Genomic DNA, 23,286 nt, shown 5'->3' with positions numbered 1-23,286 from the left:
GGTGCTGGTCCGGATCGAGCTGCCGGACAAGCATTCCGCCGAGACGCCCGCCCTGGCCCAGCTGCCGCGCGACTGGCCGCGCGTGCCCGCCACGCCCGGCAGCATGACCTTCGGGACCGCCTGGGCGAAGGAGCTCCGCTCGCTCGTCCTCTATGTCCCCTCCGCCCTCGTGCCCGAGGAGAAGAACGCGGTCGTCAACCCGGCCCACCATGAGTTTGCCGCGGTCCGGATGGCCATCGAGCGCGAGTTCCGCTACGACGACCGCATGTACCGGCCGCGCAGATCTTCTCGCGAGAGCAGGTAAGCAGCTTGGTCTGACTATCGATCCGTAGACCAACATCTGCGCGTATCAAACATTTCACGTTGACGGCTGGCATTTGCGCGGCTTAGTTTGCGCGCATGAAAGCCCGTACGGACTCACCTCGGCCCGAAAAATCCGACCGCCCGTGGGCCGGTCTCCTGGCACGGCGCGAGACGCGAGCAGTCGCCGCAGTATCGCTGGGTGTCGTGTCGCTGATCGTCCACATTTCTCCTGAAGGCTCTCGCTGGCTACGACTTGATAGCGCGGATTGGCTGGTCGCAGCTCAGGACGTCAAGCAACGGGAGGCCATGGTGAAGGTCAAAGCAGTGCGAAGGATTGTGCTCGATGCGCCGGGCTATGCCAACGTCATGGCCTGGGCGCCCAACAGCCAACGACTCGCTGTGGGTGGTCTGCTGGACAAACGGATGAGCGTCTGGGATGTGCGCACTGGTCAACGATTGCCCGGACCGGCGGATCAGATGGGCGGCACTCATGGCCTTGCCTATAGCCCGGACGGCCGCTATTTGGCGGTGGCGCGCGGGATGATCGGGCGCGGCCCGGATCAGCCCATGCCGACAGGCCCGGGCCGATACGTCGTGAGTGTGTGGGACGGGCAATCCAGCGCGTGGGTGCAAAATCTTGTCGACGAAACGCAGGAAATTGGATCGTTCGGCGTCCGGGCAATTGCATTCAGTCCAGATGCTCGACATCTCGCTGTGAGCTACACAGGCGGGTTGGCCTTCTATGCCAAGGACGGCATGACTTGGCGTCGTGTTGGAGCTCTAGCGCCTAATGCAGCCCAAGTGGCCTTCAGCCCAGACGGCGCTCGGCTCATCGGGACCATCGGCAACGAGATCCTCGTCTATGACGTACCTAGTGGCCGTGTACTGACGCAATGGGTCAGTCTCCGGACGGGAATAGAGGTCGGGTATCCGAGCATTGCATTTCGTCCTGACGGTCAGCAGGTAGCTGTTGGTGAGGGTACGCGCTTAGGTTTCTTCAATGCAGTCACCGGAGAATTGGTGCAAATGCTGGAGCCGTCGAAACCCTACACCATCTATGGTTTGTCCTTTTCACCAAACTCGCGCTATCTGGCCATGGCATTGCGCCGGTCTGTCTATCTTCTGGATGCCAGTAGTCGCGTAACAGTGGCTGTACTTACCGACCATCGGCACAGTGTCGATCGCCTCGGAGTTAGCCCTGATGGGACCATCATCGTTGCCGTCGGGGGTTCTGAGATTACACTCTGGGAGCTTTCCGGTCTCGAACGCGCGGAACGCTGATCACCTTACTAATTTAGGAGGTCTCTATGGGTTACTCCCCGACTGTTGTCGATGCGAAAGAACTCATAGAGCTCAATGCACACGCATACGACAGCGCGACCAGAGTACCGGCCGGTTGGGTTGTAATCAGGACAGCCTTTGATCCCGAGTCCGGACTCAAGGCAGTGGCCTACCAGAACAACTTGGATCCAACCCGCATCGCGGTGGCAGTTGCAGGAACGCAATTCAATGGCGGCGGGAGTCTCGATACTGATGGGGCGGTGTTGGGAAACAACTTCCCACAGCTGTATAACGATCAACTCCGACTTTTTCTCGACGCCGTTACTCGCGATCAACCCAAGGATGTTCAGATCGCCATGACGGGTCACTCCCTGGGAGGACTCGGTGTTCAACTGTCCGTACCCTACCTCATCGATCAAGGGTTCATCAACGCATACGGAGTTACATTCGGCGCTCTCGGAGCGGCAACTGTTGCCGGCGAGGCAGGATTCGTGTCTCCGTTGTCCAGTTACGCGCCCTCCATCTTGAACATTGTCAACGCAGGCGATCCCATCGCTACGATCAAGTCTCAGATCGGGCAGGTCGTCCAGATCGGCGAGCAAGGACCAATATGGCGGCTTCTGGACGTGGTGACTTCTGTCCTCTTCCCGACCCGTCCGCTCTATCTGGCCGGAGCGATCGCTGCCTTCCATGCGCTGGACGAGTACCAAGCAAAGCTTGACACGGTTCCGGGGACGGACCCATTGCCGCCCTTGCAGATTGATCCGACGCGGGACACTCCGGACAATGCTTCGGCCCTGTCAAGTGCGTTCCTCAGTCTACGTGACGCCAGCGACAGATTGATCGACCCCACCGCGGAGATCGACCTGGAGCGACTCGGGAAGGCCTACGTCTTGCTGGCGGGCGAACCGGGGCAGCCCGCATCCCTCTTGACGGTGCCAGCGGAAGGTTCGACAGAAGGAATGCTTGTGGGCCTCGACCGAGACGGGGCACCCAACCTTGTGGCTACCGCCGGCTCGGTTGAGCGCATCCAAGGGCTGGTGGATGGAGGGGCGAGGCTAATTCTTGAAGTCGGCCCATCACTCGAGCTCGAGAGCATCGACGAGAAAGCGGATGGTTCGGGCACCTTGAAATTCATTGACGGACGGACGGCCGATTTTGAGCGCGGCACGTTGATTCAGATTGGCGGATTTGCGAGTGAGCAACTCGCCGGTAGCGACAGGCCTGATCTCATGGTTGGCGGAGATGGTGATGATGCCCTCGTGGGCGCCGGTCACCATGACCAGCTCTATGGCGGGCCTGGAAACGACAAGCTGGACGGCGGGCACGGGAACGACAAGCTCATCGGGGGTCCGGGAAACGACGGCCTCGAGGGCGGGCGCGGCAACGACAGGCTAGACGGCGGCCCGGGCGACGATGCCATGCGTGGTGGCAGTGGAAGCGATACCTATGGCGTCGACGGAGCCGGCAATGATTGGCTATGGGATCAGGACCTGACCCCCAGTGCCGATGAGGTGGATACAATCGAGCTCGATCCGTCGATCACCCCCGATCAGGTAGAAGTGTTCCAGTCCGGAAACGATCTTGTCTTCCGTATCAACGGGACAGATGGCGGAAATCAGAGTGGCGGGACTCTCTGGATTGAAGATGGGGTGCCGAGCTGGGACGATGAGGCGGTCTCGAGAATCGAGCTGGTTCGGTTTGGAGACGGAACGGTGTGGTCCTGGAAGCAGGTGCTGGACCGAAAGCAGGCGCTGCCATCCGATCTGCTGTCGCTCGACCCTCAGTCGGAATTGACCGACCAGCTGACAGGGCCGCGCGCCCTGTCTGTTCCCGGGTCGTGGATCGATCAGACGATCGGAGCTATCAGCGACAAGTTCGACCACGCGGAGCAGATCGTCTCGCCCATCGTGCTCGACCTGGACGGGGACGGCGTGGAAACGACGCCGGCCACGGATGGCGTGCCCTTTGACCACAATGGCGACGGGTTCAAAGAACGGAGCGGTTGGGCAGGATCGGGCGATGGGTTCCTCGTGTGGGACCGGGATAGCAATGGTCACATCGATGGTGGGTCCGAGCTCTTCGGGAACCGGACTCCTCTGCGAGGGGGTGGCGTGGCGGCCAATGGCTTCGCGGCGCTGGCCTCATGGGACGGCAATGCGGATGGCCGGATCGACGCCAACGATGCGCTGTGGTCCAACCTCCGCATTTGGCGCGATAGCAATGATGATGGGGTGAGCGAGCCGGATGAGATCACCTTGCTGAGCGATCACGGGCTCACGGCCATCAACACCGCATACGTCAACGCCACGACGGTGGACACCCAGGGGAACGCACACAAGCAGATCGGCAGCTTCACACGGGTTGACGGTACAACGGGAGCGGCTGAGGATGTCTGGTTCCAAGCTGATCCGCTGCACAGCACCGCAGCGTCCCTGCTCAACGTTCCCGCAGATGTCGCGGCCCTGCCCGACTTCCCCGGATACGGGACGACTCATAGCCTGCACCAGGCGATGGTGCGCGATGCGAGCGGAACATTGAAGGGCCTCGTCGAATCGTTCACGAATTCGAGTGATCCGAATCAGCGTGGTGGGCTCGTGGATCAGATCCTGTTCCGCTGGACGGGGAGCGACGGAATCAACCCCGCCGGCCGGGGCCCCCTCATGGATGCCAGGCAGGTAGCGGTGCTCGAGGCCTTCATGGGCAGAGGCTATCTTGGTTACGGCGGCGCCACGGACCCATATCACACCTCCGCGCCAATCCTGAAAGAGGCCTACGCGAATCTGAAGGGCCTCGTACACGCAGGGCTCATGGCCCAGACGCATCTGGCTGACCTCTATGATCGCATCGGCTTCATCTGGGACGAGACGAGGGGATTGAAGGCTGACCTCAGTGCCGTCACGGCCGAGCTTCAGCACCGGCTCGTCGTCGATGCTGTTGCCGCCCAGGCAGATCTGGCCGAGTTCGCGCGCGGGCTGCGCACGTTTGCAACCGAGGGCATGCTTGACTACTGGTCGTTCCGCGACGCCTTCGTGTCGCAGGATCCCTCGCTCGGATGGGTGTTCGACTCGCTCCGGAGCAATTTCATCCTCGGCACGAGCGGCCCCGATGTGCTGTCAGGGACACTGAGCGACGACGCGCTGCGTGGCGGGACCGGCAATGACGTGCTGAGAGGCGCTGAGGGCCCCGACGCGCTGTATGGCGATGAAGGGGCCGACACGCTGTGGGGCCAAGACGGCGATGACGTCGTCGTGGGTGGCGTCGGCAGCGATCAATTGTACGGCGGTAACGGAGCTGATCGGCTGGAAGGCGGCGACGGGGACGATCTCCTGTTCGGGGAGGCCGGCGACGATGCGCTGCTCGGGGGAGCGGGCAATGACCAGCTGGGCGGGGGCGCCGGGGATGACGTGCTGCGCGGTGGCGACGGGACCGACGTGCTCACCGGCGGACCCGGGGCGGATCTCCTGGATGGGGGACCAGGCTCCGACAGCATGCAAGGCCATCAGGGTAACGATGTCTACCTCTTTGGTCGCGGCAGCGGGCAGGACTCCATTCAGGAGAATGGGGATATCACCGGGGCATCCGATGTCATCCGCCTGGGGGCGGGCATCGCGCCGAGCGATATTGCCGTCCGACGCGAGGGCGATCATCTCGTACTTGGCATCAAGGGAACCACGGATCAGCTGACGGTCTACTACGCGTTCGGACAATTCAGCCCCGCCAACGAAATGGAAGCGATTGTGTTCGCCGACGGCACCGTGTGGGACCTCCTCCAGGTCAAGAACATCCTGATCCAGGGGACGGGTGGGCCGGACACCTTGATCGGTTACGAGACGCCCGACAGCATCAGCGGTCTCGGGGGCAACGACGTCATTTCGGGCCGAGGGGGTAACGACACACTCGATGGTGGTCCCGGGGCGGATCGCCTCGACGGGGAGGCGGGGGACGACAGCCTGCGGGGCGGCGCCGGAAACGACCAGCTCTACGGTGGGTCCGACGACGATGCCCTCAGTGGAGAGGTCGGGGACGACTATCTCGATGGCGGTACCGGTGCGGATCGGCTCGATGGTGGAGCCGACAATGATTCGATGAATGGTGGCCGTGGGCCCGATACCTATCTCTTCGGCCGTGGGAGCGGACAGGACACGATTCAGGATGCGGACACGATGCCGGGAGTGATCGACGCCATCCAGCTCGCATCTGATCTGAGGCCGAGTGACGTCGCCGTCAAGCGCGACGGCGATCATCTCGTCCTCTCGATCAATGGCACGAGCGATCAGCTCACCGTTTACAACTGGTTCTGGCAGGATCTGCCCGACAACCAGGTCGAGCAGGTCCGCTTTGCCGACGGAACGGTGTGGGATACGCCCACGATCAAGGCGAAGGTGGTGACGGGGACGCCTGGGGCTGACACGTTGACCGGCTATGCCACGGCCGACACCCTTGATGGTCTGGCCGGCAATGACACCGTCTTCGGCCGGGCCGATGATGACATGCTGAGGGGTGGCGACGGGGCGGACCGGCTCTATGGCGAAACGGGCAATGACACGCTGCTGGGCGGCCCCGGCGACGACTATCTCAATGGCGGCGCGGGAACGGACACGCTGGACGGCGGTGCCGGCAACGACTCGATGGATGGCGGGCTCAGTGGCGACACCTATCTGTTTGGCCGCGGCAGCGGCCAGGACACCATCCAGGACGCGGACTCGACGGCGGGAGTGGCGGACACCATCCAGATGGCGGCGGGAGTCTTGCCGATCGACGTCGCCCTCTCTCGCAATGGCGATCATCTCGTGCTGCGGATCAACGGCACGACCGATCAGCTCACGGTCTACTACTGGTTCTGGCAGGATCTCGCCGACAACCGGGTGGAGCAGATCCGCTTCGCGGATGGAACGGTGTGGGACGCGGCGGCGATCAAGCTCAACGTACTGACGGGCACGCCCGGGGCCGACTCGCTGGTCGGCTACGCCACGGCCGACACTCTCGTTGGGTTGGGCGGAAATGACACCATCTTTGGCCGGGCCGGCGACGATCAGCTGGACGGTGGCCCCGGTGCCGATACCATGTACGGCGAGGCCGGCGACGATACGTATCTCGTGGACAATCCTGCCGACGTCGCCGTCGAATCCTCCGGCAAAGGGACGGACACCGTCCTGAGCTCGGTGACTTACGCGCTGCCCGCCAACATCGAGAACCTGATGCTGGTCGGGAGCGCCATGATCAACGGCAATGGCAACGCGCTCGACAATGTCCTGACCGGCAATAGCGCGGCCAATATCCTGGCCGGGGGCGCGGGAAACGATACCTACGTCTTCAAGCCTGGCTGGGGCCAGGACACCGTCGCTGAGAATGACTCCGCCGCCGGAAACAATGACAGGCTCCTCTTCGGCGGACCCGTGCGGCCACTGGACCTCGTTCTGAGCCGGGCCGGCAGTAGCCTGGCTCTCGCGCTTCACGGGTCGGCGGACAGGGCCACCGTGCAAGGCTGGTACAACGGTGGTGCCTGCCAGACGGAGGTGATCCAAGCAGGGGACGGGAGCAAGCTGCTCAGCAACCAGGTAGACCTGCTGATTCAAGCCATGGCGAGCTATAGCGACAACACGGGCCTTACTTGGGACCAGGCTATCGACCAGCGGCCCGAGGACGTCCAGACGGTTCTGGTCGGCTACTGGCAACGCCCGTCCTAGGCGACGGGACGTGGGCGAGCAGCGAAAGCATGAAGTGTCTGCGGGAGACGGCTCGCCCGCAGAACTGGACACCGGCCTCATGTGCCTGGTCCTGCTGGCTCGCTACCTGGGTCTGCCCGCTGACGCGAATCACCTCAAGCACCTTTTCGGCGCGCCGGCCACGCTGTTTGGCGACACGGAAATCCTCCGCGGTGCCAAGTCCTTGGGGCTCAAGGCCGCGCGTCTCTCGAGCAGCTGGGAGCGGCTCGAGGCGACCCCGCTCCCCGCCATAGCCGTATCAAGGGACGGGCACTACGTCGTGCTGGCGCGAGTCGAGGGCGAGCAGGTCGTGCTCCAGGACCCGCGGGAGCCCGCGCCTTCGCTTCGACGGCGCGAGACCTTTGAGCAATCGTGGACGGGTCACCTGATTCTCGTCGCCCGCCGCGCCATGGACCCTTCGTCGGACCGGGGGTTCGGCTTTACCTGGTTCATTCCCGCCCTCGCGCGCTACCGACGCTTCCTCGGTGAGGTCCTGATTGCCTCGTTCTTCCTCCAAATCTTCGCTTTGCTGGCGCCGCTCTTCACCCAGGTGGTCATCGACAAGGTGCTCGTCCACAACGCTCCAACCACCCTGCATGTGCTGTCCGTGGGCATGCTGGCGTTGACGGTTTTCGAAGCGCTCCTGGGCGGGCTCCGAGCCTATGTCCTGTATCACACGTCGAGCCGCATCGACGTCGAGCTAGGGGCTCGGCTCTTTCGCCATCTGCTTGCCCTTCCCCTCGCGTATTTCGAGGCGCGCCGCGTCGGGGACACCGTGGCCAGGGTTCGCGAGCTGGAAAACATCCGCCAGTTTCTCACGAGCTCCACCGTCACCCTCCTCGTCGACGTTCTCTTCACCGGGATTTTTCTGGGCGTCATGTTCTTCTACAGTCCATATCTGACGTGGATCGTGATCGGGTTGCTGCCCGGCTACGCGATTCTCTTCGCGGTGGCCACGCCCGTCTTTCGCGCGCGGCTCAACGAGCGCTTCGATCGAGGAGCCGAGAACTACGCCTTCCTTGTTGAGTCCGTGAACGGGATCCAAACCGTCAAGGCCCTGTCCGTCGAGCCACAGATGCAGCGCCGATGGGAGGAACAGCTCGCGGCCTATGTGAGAGCAAGCCTGAGCGCGGTCAGCCTCGGCAACGTGGCGGGGCAGGCGGGGTCGTTTCTCAACAAGGTCTCGCTGATCGCCATTCTCTGGACGGGGGCCCATCTCGTGATGCGCGGTGAGCTGACGGTGGGAGAGCTGATAGCTTTCAATATGCTCGCGGGGCGGGTGACCGGACCTGTGTTGCGCTTGGTCCAGCTGTGGCAGGAATTTCAGCAGGCGGGAATCTCGATTCACCGTTTGGCGGATGTGCTGAACGCGCCCGCCGAGCCGCGCCACCGATCTCCGGACATGGCAGCCTGGGTCTTGAACGGTCAGGTCACCTTCGAGAGCGTCACCTTTCGCTATCGCCCGGACCGCCCGGAGGCTCTCCGCCGAGTCTCGTTCGTGGCGACGCCCGGCACGGTCATGGGAATCGTGGGTCGGTCGGGCTCAGGTAAGAGCACCATCGCCAAGCTCATCCAAAGGCTGTACGTGCCGGAGAGCGGCCGGGTCCTCATCGACGGCATAGACGTCGCCCAGATCGACCCGACGTGGCTACGTCGCCAGGTGGGCGTCGTGCTTCAGGAGAACTTTCTGTTCAACCGCTCTGTTCGGGAAAATATCGCCCTGGCCGATCCCGGCCGACCCTTTGAGTCCATCGTCCGGGCCGCCCAACTCGCAGGGGCCCACGACTTCATCCTGACCCTGCCCGAGGGCTACGACACCGTAGTCGGAGAGCACGGCTGCTCGCTGTCGGGGGGCCAGCGGCAGCGCATCGCGATCGCTCGCGCGCTCGTCGTCGATCCGCGAATCCTCGTCTTCGATGAGGCCACGAGCGCCCTCGACTATGAATCAGAGCGGATCATCCAGCAGAACTTGAGCGAGATGTGTGCGGGCCGGACCGTTTTCCTCATCGCCCACCGCCTGGGCACGGTGCGGAGAGCAGACCGAATCGTGGTCATCGATCAGGGCACCATCGTCGAGGAAGGCAATCACGACGAGCTGATCAGGCTGGGTGGCTCCTATGCCCATCTTCATGGTCTCCAGAGCGGGCGCGAAGTCCTGGCTGTTTCCGTGTGAGGGAACGCCGCCCGGCGCCGCGCCGACGAGAAAGCGAATTCTTGCCCGCGGCCCTGGAGATTCAGCAATCTCCTCCATCGCCGATCGGCCGGACGGTGATGTGGGTCATTGTCCTTGTGTTCTCGACGGCGATTGGGTGGGCCGTCGTCGGCAGGATTGACGTGGTCGCGGTGGCTCGCGGGAAGCTGATCCCGAGCGGCCATTCCAAGATCATCCAGCCTCTCGATGCGGGGATCGTCCGGGTCATTCACGTGCGCGATGGGCAGGACGTCGGCCAAGGGCAGGTCTTGATCGAGCTCGATCCGACGGCCAGCCGCGCCGAACAGGAACGGGTGACCCGGGAGTATTCCGCCGCCCGAGCGCAGGCGACGCGACTACGTGCGCTCTTGGCGGGAGGACCCTTCGAAGCGCCAGTGGATGTCCACCCGGCTTTTGCGACGCTCCAGGGGCAGCTCCTGCAAGACCAGCGACGTGAGCACGAGAGCCGGCTCGAGGCGGCCCAACTGGCCGTCGAGCAGCGCGAGGCCGCCATGGCCGCGACGCAAGCTGACGTGCAGCGACTTGAAACCACCGTACCCATGCTGACTGAGCGTGCCGAGGCCTTCAAGAAGCTCCTGCAAGGCGGCTTTGTCGCCCGGATGCAGTATCTCGAGATCGAAGAGCAGCGAGTCACGCGGGTCCAGTCGCTGGCCATGCAAAGGGAGCGGCTGGTTCAGGACGAGGCGGCCTTGGCCGAAGCGCACCAGCAAAAGGCCACGCTCGAGGCTGAGTTCAGGCGTACTCATTTGACCGAATTGACCGAATGGGAGACACGGGCAACGTCGCTCGCCCAGGAGCTCGTCAAGGCTTCCCAACGAACGGCCATCCAGCGACTTGCTTCACCTATCGCTGGCGTGATTCAGCAGATGGCCGTGCATACCGTCGGCGGAGTGGTCACGCCGGCGCAACAGCTGATGGTGATCGTGCCGCACGACCATCCCCTCGAGGTAGAAGCATGGATCGAGAACAAGGACGTGGGCTTCGTCAGCTCCGGCCAGCCGGTAGAGGTCAAGATCGACACCTTTCCCTTCACAACATACGGAACTGTGCCGGGAAGGATTCTCGTCGTTTCCCGGGACGCCGTGCAGGTGGACAAGGTCGGGCTCGTCTACGCGGCCCGGGCCAGCCTGGATCGGTCTGCCATCGTTGTGGATGGGCCGGCGACGCCCCTGCTGGCCGGAATGTCCGTGAGCGTCGAGATCAAGACGGGACAGCGCCGGCTCATCGAATTCTTCCTGAGTCCGCTGATTCGCCACGCTCGGGAGAGTCTGCGCGAACGATAGTGTGGCGAGCCAGACTGCTACCCGGCGCGGGACGTCAGCCGATGATGCGGATGGTCGCCGTCTTGTGCACGGACTCGTAGGCGCTCTGCTGCCCCACCCAGGCCACGGCCTCTTCCAGATAGGACAGGGCGTCCTTCTTGGCCTGGCGGCGCAGGTCCTTGACCCAGGCGTGCCCGATCTCGGTGGGGCGGAAGAGCGAGCAGGCCTCGCCGGGCTGCCAGGTCTTGCTGACCAGCCCTTCGTCGACCAGGGCGTCCAGGTCGGCGTAGAGCTCCTGGGAGAATGGGCCCTCGGCCTCTTTGGCGGCGGAGCCATAGTTGTGCGGCTCGAACTCGTAGAAGTCGGGGCCGGAGTCTTTCTCGCGCTTCAGATTGAAGAGGAACAGGCTCTGCTGCAACTGGATGGGGGCGATGCCGGGATCATCGGCGGCGGCGATGGCGAGGACCAGCCACTCGTCGCGCGTCATCTGCGAGGCTTCCTCACCCTCGGCCACCTCTCGTGCGTCTCGTGGTCGAACCTCGCCGACACCCGGCCGCGTCACCGGCGCCGGCGCTCTGTTCGGGCCAAGGCTAGCACATCGCCATCGCGCAGGGCTGCCTGGTTGCGCCTCGATTGCGCGGCGTGTTAGGTTCGCCCCGGCTTGGCCTCGCATCTACGCCCAGGGGCTGGGCCTCGGAGGATCCTCGATGAGCGAGCGGCAGCCCCGGCAGGCCGAGCTGGCGCACCTGGCCGGCATCATCGAGCGGCTGGCGGGCGAGCTGGCGCTTGCCGAGGAGCCGGCCGGCTTCGAGGCCGCGCTGGAAGAGGGCGCCCCCAAGACCGGCGATGAGTGAGCGCAGCCTCGTCACCATTGCCGCGGCCATCCGCACGCGGCGCATGTCGCCCGTCGAGGCGGTGGGAAGCTGTCTGGATCGCGTGCGACGGCTCGACACGCGGATGCGGGCCTTCATCCGCCTGGATGAGTCCGGGGCCCTCGGCGCGGCACACACGCTCGAGGCCGATGGCGCGGCGGGGCGCTGGCGCGGGCCGCTGCACGGGGTGCCGGTGGCCTTCAAGGATCTCTGCCATCTGAAAGGCCTGCCGACCTCCTGCGGCACTAAGACGGCCGAGTACTTCAGCTCGCCGCAGGAGTGCACGGCGGCCCGGCGTCTGCTCGATGCCGGCGCCATCAGCCTGGGCAAGCTCAACATGACCGAGCTGGCCATGGGCCCCTATGGCGACAACGCCCATCACGGCGACGTGGACAATCCCTGGCGGGCGGGGCATTGCGCCGGCGGCTCGTCCAGCGGCTCGGGGGCGGGGGTGGCCGCGGGCTTCTTCCTGGGGGCGCTGGGCACCGACACGGGCGGCTCCATCCGCCTGCCCGCGGCCTGCTGCGGCATCGTCGGCCTCAAGCCGACCTATGGCCGCGTGAGCCGCGCGGGGGCCATGCCGCTGTCCTGGTCCATGGACCATATCGGGCCCATGGCGTGGACGGCGCGCGACGTGGCCATCCTGCTCCAGGTGATCGCCGGGCGCGATCGCGCCGATGAGACCTCGAGCCGCCACGCCGTGCCGGACTATCTGGCGCGTCTTGACGACGGCGTGGCGGGGCTGCGCGTCGGGGTGCCCGAGAACTATTTCTTCCAGGGCGTGGATGCCGAGATCGCCGTGGGCGTGCGCCAAACGGGGCGCCTGCTCGAAGAGCTGGGGGCGCATGTGTCCGAGGTGAAGCTGCCCGATCCGCAGACCATCCTGGACATCGCCATGCTGATCACGCGCTCGGAGGCCTCCACTCTGCACGCGCGCATCGCCCGGGAGCGGCCGCACGAGCTGCAACCCATGGTGCGGGCGCGCCTCGAGGTGGGCTTTGGCATCTCGGCCTATGACTACCTGCAGGCCCTCCGCCTGCGCGCGCGCCTCACGCGCGGCTTCATCCGCGACGTGTTCGGCGAGGTCGACGTGCTGCTGACCCCGACGATCCCCGAGCCTGCCCCGGCGCGCGAACCCCTCAAGGCCCTGACGGCCGATGAGTTCAATACGCGCGCGGCGGCCTTCTCGCGCCTCACGCGGCCCTTCAATGCCTATGGGCTGCCCGCCCTGTCGGTGCCGTGCGGCCTCTCGAAGGCAGGGCTGCCGCTCGCCTTCCAGCTCGTAGGGCGGCCCTTCGACGAGGCCCTGCTGCTTCGCGTGGGGCACGCCTACCAGGAGGCCGCCTCCTGGCATCACCAGCGCCCCGCGCTGGGCTAGCCTCGGGCGCGGGGGATCGCTGAGCTACCGCGGTCTTTCCGCGAACTTGAATCCCGTGAGCTCTCGCTCGCGAATCCCGTAGCTGAAGCGCGTGCGCTCCTTGACCATGTGACCGACTTCCGGGGCATACCAGAGCTCGAAGTTCAGCAGTTTCGATCGCTGGTTGTTGCAGATCACGTGAAACGTCCGGAACGTCCCCGCCGGCACCGTCACTGACTCCTCGCCCTCGACGCGGCAATCCAGGAGCAGCTCGGTCGTCCGCTGTGCCGTGGGTCGTTCGTGCGTGAAGTCCGGATGCCACTGCTTTCCCACCTCGAGCGGGAAGGGCAAGCTGAGGAACGGGGGATCATAGCGGGATTCCACCCGGCCGTTCACGGTGGAGTGCCGGAGGGCGCCGTCCTCGCGACGGTAGAAGCTCTCGCGGGAGCCGCTCTTGATCACGACCGAGTCGATGCCATCCGTGTTGTCGAAGCGATCCACCACCCAGACGAAGGTGCCTTTCCCCTCTGGGCTCTGCCACCGATAGGACCACTGGTCGCCCACCGTCCAGGTGGGCTTGAGCGCGCGCTCTCCGCTCGGGCCGACGGAGGCCTTGGCCAGCGGCGATTGAGTGGTCGTGGCCGTCGAGGAGGTCACGCTTCCACTTGAAGACGGGGCCACGGGAGCGGACTCGAGCGAGCCCGAACGCTCCCTGAGCCACGTCCCGTAGGGTGTCTTCTTGAACTGCTCTTGCATGCACTGCAAGTATTCGTTTCTCCCGGGAGGAGCGTTCGTGGCTCCTTGAACCCAATAGCGGCCATCCGCCTCGACCCGCTCCATGCGCCAGAAGGGAGAGTTGGCGTCGCAAATGCGGCCCATTTGCCAGACGTAGGCCTGCTGCGGGGTCTCCTGGGTCGTGGCGCAGCCGGCGACGACGGTGAGGACGAGGCAGGCGAGAGCGACCAGGGTGAAAAGCTGGGAAGGCCGGCTATAGCGCACAGGACACTCGTTATCGTTAAAGGATGTAGTGCAGCCGGTAGACGCCGAGGATGGGGTCGGGCTCGGCCCCGTGGCTGGCCAGGGTCTTGGCGTCCAGCACCTCGCGGCAGGCGCGCTCGACGATGTCCGTGTCGATGCCCTCCACCAGCACCACCCAGCGCGCCAGCTCGTCGGGCTTGTCGCGGATGTTCTTCTCCTCGGTCTTCACGGTGGTCGTCTCGACATCCGCCTCGAAGAGATTGGCGCCCGAGAGGCCCGGCCGCTCCACCAGCTTGGGGAAGGCCTCCTCGGTCAGCCAGCGGCGTAGCGCGTTTTCCTGTCCCACTCGAGGGCCAAGGCGCAGCGTGGCCAGGACCCCGCCGATGCCGCGCCCCACCGAAGCCACCGTGCGGCAGGCCGTGCGGTTGGAGTTGCGGAAGATGGCCAGCGACTTGCGCGTCCACGGCGTGGGGTTATTGAGCCGGTCGACATAGGCCGGGCTGGCCAGGGTGCCGAGGCTTTCCGTCTCGTACATCATGAAATACTTGGGCGCCCCCTTGACGGCCACGTAGCGACGGCCGCGGAGAAAGCCGGGGACCCCGACGCGCTCGGGCATGTGCTCGCGGGTGTGCCAGTCGTTGAAATCGGCTTCGCCGGCAGGCTCGACGTCGGCCCAGAAGGCGAGGATGGCGGATCCCAGGAAGCTCATGGCGCCGACCCTAGCCGCTCGCCCACGGGCCGTCAAGAGGGATCGGGCCCGCGGCGCCGGTTGAGATAAACTACAGGCCATGCCGACCCCGGCGCGCCGGACCTGGACCGCCATCGTTCGTCTCCTCGAGCGCGACGAGCGCGTGTTTGCCGTGCTCCTGGCCGTGGTCATGGTCGGCGGCCTCTCCACCCTGGGCCTGGCCCTCCGGCCGCGCTTCCGCATCGACCTGCCTTCTCTGGTCTTCTGGTTCGCCGCCTACAAGGTCGGCATCCTCGCCCTCGTCAGCGTCAACCCGAGCCCGCGCAAGACGAGCGTGGTGTTCAGCGGGGCGCTCGCCGTCGACCTGCTCCTGATCTTCGCGCTCCTCTACCTGACGGGCGGCTACGACAGCCTCTTCTACCTCCTCTTCTTCCCCCTCATCGCCGTCAACGCGTATTACTTCGGCCCCTGGCTCGGTCTCGCGAGCGCGGTCGTGGCCGGGCTCCTCTACGCCGCGGCGGCCGCGCTGACGCCGCCCTGGGTGGGGTGGAACGCCGTGATCATCCTGATCGGGCTGGTCGGCCTGCCCGCGCTGGCCGTGGGCATGGCCGCCAATCGCGAGCGGCGTGCCCGCGTGGAGGTCGAGCGGCTCAATGCCGAGCTGACCGGCACCCTCACGCGCCTCCGGGCCGCCCAGGACGAGCTGGTGGTGGCCGAGCGGATGGCCACGGTCGGACGGCTGTCTCTCAAGATGGCCCACGAGGTGCGCAATCCCATTGCGGCCATCGGGCTGAACGCCGAGCTCGTCGGGGATATCGTCAAGGAGCGCCAGGGCCCGGACATGGAGGAGGCGGGCAGCCTCGTCTCGGCCATCCGCGAGCAGGTCAGCGCCCTCGACGCGCTGACCGAGGAGTACCTGGCCTTCGCGCGCTTCCCCCGACCCCAGTACGAGGAGGATTCGATCAACGAGATGGTGACGGCGCTCGTGGAGTTCATCCGGCCGCTCGCCGCGCGCCAGGGCGCGGTCCTCGAGACGACCACCGATCAAGCCTTGCCGCCCATGGCCATCGACCGCACCCTGCTGCGCCAGGCCGTCTTGAACCTCGTCAAGAATGGTCTCGAGGCGCTCGGCGGCAAGGGGCGCCTCACCGTGAGCACGCGCCGCGTGGACGACCACGCCGAGATCGCTATCATCGACAGCGGCCCCGGCATCAGGCCCGAGGTGGCCAAGCGGCTCTTCGAGCAGTTCTTCACCACCAAGCCGCAGGGCACGGGCCTGGGACTCTATATATCGCGGCAGGTCATCGAACAGCACGGCGGCACGCTCACATGGGAGAGCGTGCCGGGGCAGGGGACCACTTTCACGGCCACGCTGCCGATCAAGAGGGCACAGGATGTCTGATGAGAGGATGGCTGAACAGGCGATGCTGCTGGTGGCCGATGACGATCCCGCGGTCCGCCAGAGCCTCGAGCGCACGCTGACGCGCGAGGGCTATGGCGTGGTGCTGGCGCCCGACGGGCAGGCTGCCCTCGATCGGCTGCGCGAGGGCGGCATCGACCTCCTGCTCTCCGATCTCAAGATGCCGGGCCTCACTGGCCTCGAGCTCTTGAAGCAGGCGCGCGAGGCGGCGCCCGACGTCGACGTCATCCTCCTCACCGCCTTCGGCACCGTGGAGGAAGCCGTGCGTGCCATGAAGGACGGTGCCATCGACTTCCTGACCAAGCCGCTCCAGCGCGCCCAGCTCGTGCGCGTGATTCGCCAGGCCCTCGAGCGGCGCTCGCTCATCCAGCAGAACCGCGCCCTCCAGCAGCGCCTCGACGACCTGCTGCGCGAGGGCAGGGCCATCGGGGTCAGCCACGCCTTCAAGCAGATGATGACCCTCGTCGAGCAGGTGGCCGACAGCTCGGCCAGCGTGCTCATCCAGGGCGAGAGCGGCACCGGCAAGGAGCTGGCGGCGCGCGACATCCATGACCGCTCGCCGCGGCGAAACGGGCCCTTCATCGCCGTCAACTGCGCCGCCCTGCCCGAGACCCTGCTCGAGTCCGAGCTCTTCGGCTACGAGAAGGGCGCCTTCACGGGCGCGGCGACCCGCAAGGAGGGTCGCTTCGAGCTGGCCGACGGCGGCACCCTCTTCCTCGACGAGGTCGCCGATCTCTCGCCCGTCACCCAGCCGAAGATCCTCCGCGTGCTGCAGGAGGGCGAGTTCGAGCGCGTGGGCGGCACGCGCACGCTGCGCGTCGACGTGCGCATCGTCACCGCCACCAACCAGGACCTGACGCAGCTCGTGCGGGACAAGCGCTTCCGCGAGGATCTCTTCTACCGGCTCAACGTCATCACCATCACCACGCCGCCCCTGCGGGATCGCCGCGAGGACATCCCGGTGCTCGCCCAGCACTTCCTGCGCCTCTACGCGGCCAAGAACAACCGCAGGCTCGACGGCGTCTCCGACGGGGCCATGAGCTGCCTCGAGGCCTATGCGTGGCCGGGCAATGTCCGCGAGCTCGAGAACGTGATCGAGCGCGCGGTGGTGCTCGCCCGCGGCACGGCCATCGAGGTGGAGAACCTGCCCGCCAATGTCACGGAGCGGTCGGTCATGTTCAAGCGCGACGACCTCGAGAGCGCTGGTGCCGCGCCGGGGGATACCCCGGGCGGGGTCTTCACCATCCGCGTGGGGACTCCGCTGGCCGAGGTGGAGGAGCGCCTGCTCGAGGAGACGCTGCGCATGAACAAGGGCAACCGGAGCCTCACCGCCAAGCAGCTCGGCATCGACCCGAAGACGGTCTTCCGCAAGCTCAAGCGGGCCGAGGCGGAGGACAGCGTCGCCGACGCCGACAAGCCCACCGCCTCCTGACCCGTGGCTTACGAGCAGATCCGCTACGAGGCGGCCGATGGCATCGCCACGGTGACGCTCCATCGCCCCGAGAAGCTCAACGCGGTCACCAGCGTGATGATCGGCGAGCTCATCGCGGCCTTCGATGCCGCCGATGCGGACGACTCCGTGCGCGCGGTCATCGTCACGGGAGCCGGACGCGCGTTCTGCGCGGGCGCCGATCTGTCCGGCGGGGCCAAGACGTTTGATGGCGCCGAGCGGGGACGACCGGACGTCGATCACGAGCACCGCGACGGGGGCGGGCTCGTGACGCTTCGGATCTTCGACATGAAGAAACCCGTCATTGCCGCCATCAATGGGCCGGCCGTGGGCTTCGGCGTCACGGTGACGCTGGCCATGGACATCAGGATCGCCTCCTCGGCCGCGCGCATGGGCTTCGTCTTCTCACGGCGCGGCGTGGTGCCCGAGGCCTGCAGCACCTGGTTTCTCCCGCGGCTCGTGGGCATCCAGCAGGCGGCCGAATGGGTCTATACGGGACGCGTCTTCGATGCCGAGGAGGCGTGCCGGAGCGGGCTGGTGAGCCGCGTGGTGCCGCCCGAGGCGCTCCTGCCGGCGGCGCGGGCCCTGGGCCGCGAGATCGCTGACAATACCTCGGCCATCTCCGTGGCCCTGGCCAGGCAGATGATGTGGAAGCTCCTGGGCGCTGACCATCCGATGGAGGCCCACCGGCTCGACTCGCGCGGCATGGACTGGACGGGTCGCTCGGCGGATGCGCGCGAAGGCGTCTCGGCTTTCCTCGAGAAGCGCCCGGCGCGTTTCCCGCTCAAGCCCAGCCAGGACATGCCCCCTTTCTATCCGTGGTGGACCGAGCGCTCCTTTAAGTGAGGGGCGCGGGCCGCCCCTTTCTGCGTACCCGGGTCGGGCTGCTCTCCGTCCTGCTCTTCTGCAATACCTTCGGGCTCGGGGGCTTCAACCCGCTGCTGCCCGAGATCAGCCGGACACAGGGCTTGGCCAACTGGCAGATCGGTCTCCTCGCCAGCGCCTTCGGCTTTGCCCGCATGGCCGCGGCCATGCCGACGGGCGCCTTCGTGGGACGACGGCTCGGCACCGCGCTCGTGGCGGCGCCGCTCGTGCTCATCTCGGGACTGCTCCTGCTCGTGAGCGGCGGCCCCTTTTGGCTCCTCGTCGCCGGTCGCCTGCTCCTCGGGGTGGCACACACGCTGGCCATGGTGGGCGGGCTGAGCGCGATCCTCATCGACGAGCGCGGCCGCAACGCTTCCGTGCGTCTCAACATCTTCGAGTTCGCCGGCATGCTCGGTATCCTGGGCGGTCTCGGCACGGTGGCCCTGGTGCCCGTCGCATGGGGATGGAAGATCTCCCTCCTCATCGGCTCCGCGCCCGTCCTGATTCCGCTCCTGTTGACGCGGACCATGCGGCGGGCGTTCCCGAAGGCGCCGATGTTCGAGCGCGTGGTTGCTCCCGCGGATCGCGCGACGGCTCTCCGTCAACGGCCGGGCAGCAAGAGCGTGATCGCGCTGATGTTCGCGGTGGGCATCATATTCGCGCTGGGCTGGTCGGGGGTGAGCCAGTTCGTGGTGCCGATTCGGGGCGCCCGGGACTTCGGCCTCTCGCGCACGGGGATCTCCTGGCTGCTGGCCGCCGCGCAATCGCTCGATCTGCTCGTGCTGCTTCCCGTGGGGCGTCTCGCCGACCGCGTCGGCCGCGGCCTCGTGCTGGGCTCGGTCGCCGTGATGCTCGGGTTCGGCGCCATCGGGGTAGGGCTGGGCTCCCTCGTGTGGTTCGCCTTCGGCTGCATCTGTCTCGGGTTGGCCCTGGCGGGCTGGATGCTGCCGCTCGGAGTGATCCGCGAGCACACGCCGCTGGCCCGGCTCGCGTGGACCACCGGCGTCTATCGCGTCGGCGTGGACGGCGCGTCCTTCCTCGGGCCGTTCATCTGCGGGTTTCTCGGCCCTTCGGGCGAGGCGGTCTTTCTGACCGCCATCGGCGTGGTCGGCCTCGGGCTCGGCGCGCGGCTCCTGTGGCGGCCGACTCGTTGACGCCGGCGGTGCTATGCTATGCGGCGCTCGGTCAGACCCTTCTTCCCTATGGGGAGAGGGGTTTCCGAGAAGTGAGGGGCGGCGCTCACCAACGGGACGCAGCCGGCAGCGGGCTCGGAGGCCGTGCCATGAAGATGAACGGGACGGGTATGCGGATCGGGGTGACGGTTCTTGCTCTCGGCGTAAGCCTGCTCGCCATACCGACCTCGCTCGAGGCGCAAAGGGCTGCCGGGATATCGCGCGTCGGCTGGCTGGAGGTCTGTGGCCCCGGTCCTCGGCGCCCCCATTTCGATATTTTCCGGGCCCGCCTAGCGGAACAAGGCTGCGTCGAGGGGAAGAACCTCATCTTCGAGCAGCGATTCGCAGATTGCCGATACGACCGGATGCCGGGGTTGGCCGCTGACCTCGTGCAGGTTCCGGTCGACGTTCTGTTCACCATGGGCACGAGGGCGGCGCGAATCGTCGCCGGAACCGTGAAGACTACCCCGCTCGTCGTCTACTCGTGCGACCCGTTCGAGCACGTCACACACCTCGCCCGGCCCGGTGGAAATCTGACAGGTGTTACATGCATGACGACGGAGCTCATGCCGAAGCGCCTCCAACTCCTCAAGGAGGCGGTTCCCAAGGTCTCGCGGGTGATGTTTCTTCATGACCCTGAAGCTGCTCACAACGCGTTCAAGCTGACCCAGGAGGCCGCACCGCGTCTGGGTATCAAAATGCAGGCGGCTCAGGTGACAGCCGCCGAAGAGCTGCTACCAGAGCTCACGATGATCGCGAAAGAGCGTCCTGACGCGTTGCTCGTGTATCCCGACGTCGTTCTCAGCTCTCATCCTCGGCCTCGGCAGCTCGCCGACTTCGCCATCAAGGCCCGCTTGCCCACGATGCATGCGTTCCGTTTTTTCGTAGACGCTGGCGGTCTCATGTCCTACGGCGCGACCCAATCCGAGATCTATACGACCGCGGCTGATCAGGTCGCAAAAATCCTGGATGGCGCTCGGCCGAGTGAGTTGCCGCTGCGACAGGCAACGCGGTTCGAGTTGGTCATCAACAACAGGACTGCGAAGGCGCTCGGACTCACAATCCCACCGTCGCTGCTGTTGCGAGCCGACGAGGTGATCGAGTGACCCAATTGATCTCGCTTCAGGACATCCGTTTCAAGAGCTCTCCTCAATTCCTCTCCCGTCTGGGGAGAGGGCAGGGTGAGGGGCGCGGAATCGCACATTGACTCGATCGGCAGGAGCCCAGGTGACATGACGACGAGACGAGAGACGGACAGCATGGGCGCCGTCGAGGTGCCCGCGGACCGCTACTGGGGCGCGCAGACCCAGCGCTCGCTCGAGCACTTCAAGATCGCCGGAGAGCGCTTCCCGCCCGAGATGATCCGGGCCTTCGGCCTGCTCAAGCGCGCCGCCGCCGAGGTGAACGCCGAGCTCGGACTCCTGCCCAAGGACGTCGCGTCCGCCATCGTGCAGGCCGCCGACGAGGTGATCGCGGGCAAGCTCGACGACCACTTCCCGTTGGTGGTCTGGCAGACAGGCAGCGGCACCCAGAGCAACATGAACGCCAACGAGGTGATCGGCAATCGGGCCATCGAGCTGCTGGGCGGCCAGATGGGCTCGAAGAAGCCCGTGCACCCGAATGACCACGTCAACCGCTCCCAGTCCTCCAACGACACGTTCCCCACGGCCATGCACGTGGCCGCGGTGCAGGAGATCGTCGGGCGGCTGATCCCCGCGGTGGAGCGGCTCCGCCATGTCCTCGACGACAAGGCGCGCGCCTTTGCCGACCTCGTCAAGATCGGCCGCACACACCTTCAAGATGCCACGCCGCTGACTCTCGGGCAGGAGATCTCCGGCTGGGTGGCCATGCTCGACCAGTGTCTCGCCGCCATGCGCGCCACGCTGCCCTTCCTCTATCCGCTGGCCATCGGCGGCACCGCCGTCGGCACCGGTCTCAATGCCCCCGCTGGCTTCGGGGAGAAGGTGGCGGCGCGCCTGGCCGCCCTCACCGGGCTGCCGTTCACGAGCGCGCCCAACAAGTTCCAGGCCCTGGCCTCCCACGAGCCGCTCGTGTTCGCGAGCGGCGCGCTCAAGACCCTGGCCACCTCGCTGATGAAGATCGCCAACGATGTCCGCTGGCTCGCCTCGGGTCCGCGCGCCGGGCTGGGGGAGCTGCGCATCCCCGAGAACGAGCCCGGGAGCAGCATCATGCCCGGCAAGGTCAATCCGACTCAGAGCGAGGCCATGACCATGGTCTGCGCCCAGGTGATCGGCAACGACGTGGCCGTGACCATTGGCGGCGCCTCCGGCAACTTCGAGCTGAACGTCTTCAAGCCGCTCATCATCCACAACGTGCTGCGCTCGATTCTCCTCCTGGCCGACGCGTGCGACTCCTTCCGCGAGCACTGCGCGGAGGGCATCGAGCCCGACCGCGAGCGGATCGGCCGCCACGTGGGCGAATCGCTCATGCTCGTGACCGCGCTTGCCCCCCACATCGGCTACGACAAGGCGGCGGAGATCGCCAAGCACGCCCACCACAAGGGGATGACCCTGCGCGAGGCCGCCCTCGAGCTGGGCCACGTCACCCCCGAGCAGTTCGACCGCGTCGTGCGGCCCGAGACCATGGTCGGGCCCGACCCCGAGGAAAAGAAATGACCGCGCTCAAGATCGGCGACGTCACCGTGACCAAGGTGGTCGAGCTCGATCGCTCGTCCTTCGAGATCGGTGCCATGCTGCCGGAGTCGACGCCCGAGCGGATCGCCGCGCAGCGGGACTGGATGGGACCCGAGCTGCTCGACCCTGCCACGGGCGTCCACAAGGCCTGCATCCAGTCCTACGTGCTGCGCACGCCGTGGCACACGGTGGTCATCGATACCTGCGTGGGCAACGACAAGCCGCGCAACGGCGTCCCGGCGTGGCACATGCGCCGGGGGACGTATCTCTCGGACCTCGCCGCCGCCGGGGTCAAGCCCGAGGGCGTGGACATGGTGATCTGCACGCACCTGCATGTGGATCACGTCGGGTGGAACACGCGGCTCGAGGGCGGCCGGTGGGTGCCCACCTTCCCGCGCGCCCGCTACATCATCGTGGGCGAGGAGTTCGAGTTCTGGAAGCGCGAGGGCGAGACGGGCCGGGAAGAGTTCGGCCTGATCGACGACAGCGTGATTCCTGTCGTGGAGGCGGGCGTGGCCGACCTGGTGGCGAGCGACCACGTGATCGACGACCGGCTCCGGCTCGAGCCGGCCCCCGGCCACACGCCCGCCCATGTGTGCGTGCGGCTGACCACCCCGGCGGGCGAGGCCATCTTCACCGGCGACATGATGCACCGGCCCATCCAGGTCGCCGAGCCCGCGTGGAACAGCCGCTTCTGCGTTGATGCGGATCTCGCCCGCAAGACCCGCCGCGGCTTTCTCGAGCGCCACGCGGATGCCGACGTCATCGTGCTCGCCGCTCATTTCCCGGTGGCGGGGCGCATCGTCGCCCCCGGCGGGCGCACGCGCTTCCAGCCGCTCTAACTCGGAGGGGGGCTTCGCCCCCTTCCGAACCTCCCCCCGACAGATTGCGCCGGCGAAGCCGGCGCTCGAAGCGGAACGTTCCCGCTCGCGTGGCATACCGTTGCCTCTTGCGCGCGGGCGCTATACAACTGGTCGATCCCGTCCCCGCGGCCCCATACAAGGGGCCACCCAGAATACCGCTTGACTCACTGTCGCTTCGGGACGATGGTCAGGCGCATCGAGC

General features: G+C 66.2%; 17 protein-coding genes. 14 read left to right on the top strand and 3 right to left on the bottom strand.

What is annotated here, in order from left to right; genetic code table 11:
• The 5 genes from VGT00_02810 to VGT00_02790 form a co-directional block, all read left to right on the top strand.
• Positions 1–304: RES domain-containing protein (locus VGT00_02810; protein ID HEV8530329.1), on the top strand; the 304-nt coding region annotated here is incomplete at its 5' end.
• A 203-nt stretch (positions 305–507) separates the two neighbouring features.
• Complete coding sequence (locus VGT00_02805) at positions 508–1,584, top strand: hypothetical protein (protein ID HEV8530328.1); 1,077 nt, start codon at positions 508–510, stop codon at positions 1,582–1,584.
• 26 nt (positions 1,585–1,610) lie between these two features.
• Positions 1,611–7,274: a calcium-binding protein gene (locus tag VGT00_02800; GenBank protein ID HEV8530327.1), complete on the top strand. Its 5,664-nt coding sequence runs from the start codon at positions 1,611–1,613 to the stop codon at positions 7,272–7,274.
• A gap of 10 nt (positions 7,275–7,284) precedes the next feature.
• Positions 7,285–9,465: a type I secretion system permease/ATPase gene (locus tag VGT00_02795; protein HEV8530326.1), complete on the top strand. Its 2,181-nt coding sequence runs from the start codon at positions 7,285–7,287 to the stop codon at positions 9,463–9,465.
• 41 nt (positions 9,466–9,506) lie between these two features.
• Positions 9,507–10,787, top strand: a complete 1,281-nt coding sequence (locus VGT00_02790; GenBank protein ID HEV8530325.1) for an HlyD family type I secretion periplasmic adaptor subunit — start codon at positions 9,507–9,509, stop codon at positions 10,785–10,787.
• 34 nt (positions 10,788–10,821) lie between these two features.
• On the opposite strand, the gene VGT00_02785 is transcribed toward VGT00_02790, so the two are convergent.
• A complete protein-coding gene (locus VGT00_02785; GenBank protein ID HEV8530324.1) occupies positions 10,822–11,253 on the bottom strand; it encodes a hypothetical protein in 432 nt (143 codons plus the stop codon).
• 220 nt (positions 11,254–11,473) lie between these two features.
• On the opposite strand from VGT00_02785, the gene VGT00_02780 reads away from it, so the two are divergent.
• Both VGT00_02780 and VGT00_02775 read left to right on the top strand, forming a co-directional pair.
• Complete coding sequence (locus VGT00_02780) at positions 11,474–11,620, top strand: hypothetical protein (protein ID HEV8530323.1); 147 nt, start codon at positions 11,474–11,476, stop codon at positions 11,618–11,620.
• A complete protein-coding gene (locus tag VGT00_02775; GenBank protein HEV8530322.1) occupies positions 11,613–13,016 on the top strand; it encodes an amidase in 1,404 nt (467 codons plus the stop codon). The genes VGT00_02780 and VGT00_02775 overlap by 8 nt, the downstream gene beginning before the upstream one ends.
• A gap of 24 nt (positions 13,017–13,040) precedes the next feature.
• Here the strand turns inward: VGT00_02775 and VGT00_02770 are convergent, their stop codons facing one another.
• Both VGT00_02770 and VGT00_02765 read right to left on the bottom strand, forming a co-directional pair.
• Complete coding sequence (locus VGT00_02770) at positions 13,041–13,994, bottom strand: hypothetical protein (GenBank protein ID HEV8530321.1); 954 nt, start codon at positions 13,992–13,994, stop codon at positions 13,041–13,043.
• 16 nt (positions 13,995–14,010) lie between these two features.
• Complete coding sequence (locus tag VGT00_02765; GenBank protein HEV8530320.1) at positions 14,011–14,682, bottom strand: hypothetical protein; 672 nt, start codon at positions 14,680–14,682, stop codon at positions 14,011–14,013.
• 79 nt (positions 14,683–14,761) lie between these two features.
• Between VGT00_02765 and VGT00_02760 the strand changes: the two genes are divergently transcribed.
• The 7 genes from VGT00_02760 (at position 14,762) to VGT00_02730 (ending at position 23,063) form a co-directional block, all read left to right on the top strand.
• On the top strand, positions 14,762–16,063 hold the full coding sequence (locus VGT00_02760; GenBank protein HEV8530319.1) for an ATP-binding protein: 1,302 nt from the start codon (positions 14,762–14,764) through the stop codon (positions 16,061–16,063).
• Between the two features lie 7 nt (positions 16,064–16,070).
• Positions 16,071–17,513: a sigma-54 dependent transcriptional regulator gene (locus VGT00_02755; GenBank protein ID HEV8530318.1), complete on the top strand. Its 1,443-nt coding sequence runs from the start codon at positions 16,071–16,073 to the stop codon at positions 17,511–17,513.
• Positions 17,514–17,516: 3 nt separating this feature from the next.
• On the top strand, positions 17,517–18,377 hold the full coding sequence (locus VGT00_02750) for a crotonase/enoyl-CoA hydratase family protein (protein ID HEV8530317.1): 861 nt from the start codon (positions 17,517–17,519) through the stop codon (positions 18,375–18,377).
• Positions 18,374–19,549 (top strand): MFS transporter, encoded by a 1,176-nt coding sequence (locus tag VGT00_02745; GenBank protein HEV8530316.1) that lies wholly within the window; start codon positions 18,374–18,376, stop codon positions 19,547–19,549. The genes VGT00_02750 and VGT00_02745 overlap by 4 nt, the downstream gene beginning before the upstream one ends.
• Before the next feature lie 128 nt (positions 19,550–19,677).
• The gene (locus VGT00_02740; protein ID HEV8530315.1) at positions 19,678–20,673 is read left to right on the top strand and encodes an ABC transporter substrate-binding protein; all 996 of its coding nucleotides are present in this window, start codon (positions 19,678–19,680) and stop codon (positions 20,671–20,673) included.
• 126 nt (positions 20,674–20,799) lie between these two features.
• The gene (fumC, locus tag VGT00_02735) at positions 20,800–22,203 is read left to right on the top strand and encodes a class II fumarate hydratase (protein HEV8530314.1); all 1,404 of its coding nucleotides are present in this window, start codon (positions 20,800–20,802) and stop codon (positions 22,201–22,203) included.
• Positions 22,200–23,063 carry an MBL fold metallo-hydrolase gene (locus tag VGT00_02730; protein HEV8530313.1) on the top strand — a complete coding sequence of 288 codons (864 nt, stop codon included), beginning with the start codon at positions 22,200–22,202 and terminating at the stop codon, positions 23,061–23,063. Before fumC ends, VGT00_02730 begins: the two co-directional genes overlap by 4 nt.
• The last annotated feature ends 223 nt before the right edge of the window (positions 23,064–23,286 follow it).

The sequence above is a fragment of the Candidatus Methylomirabilota bacterium genome (assembly GCA_036002485.1).
Classification (GTDB): domain Bacteria; phylum Methylomirabilota; class Methylomirabilia; order Rokubacteriales; family CSP1-6; genus AR37.
This window is presented reverse-complemented; position numbering and strand designations above follow the sequence as displayed.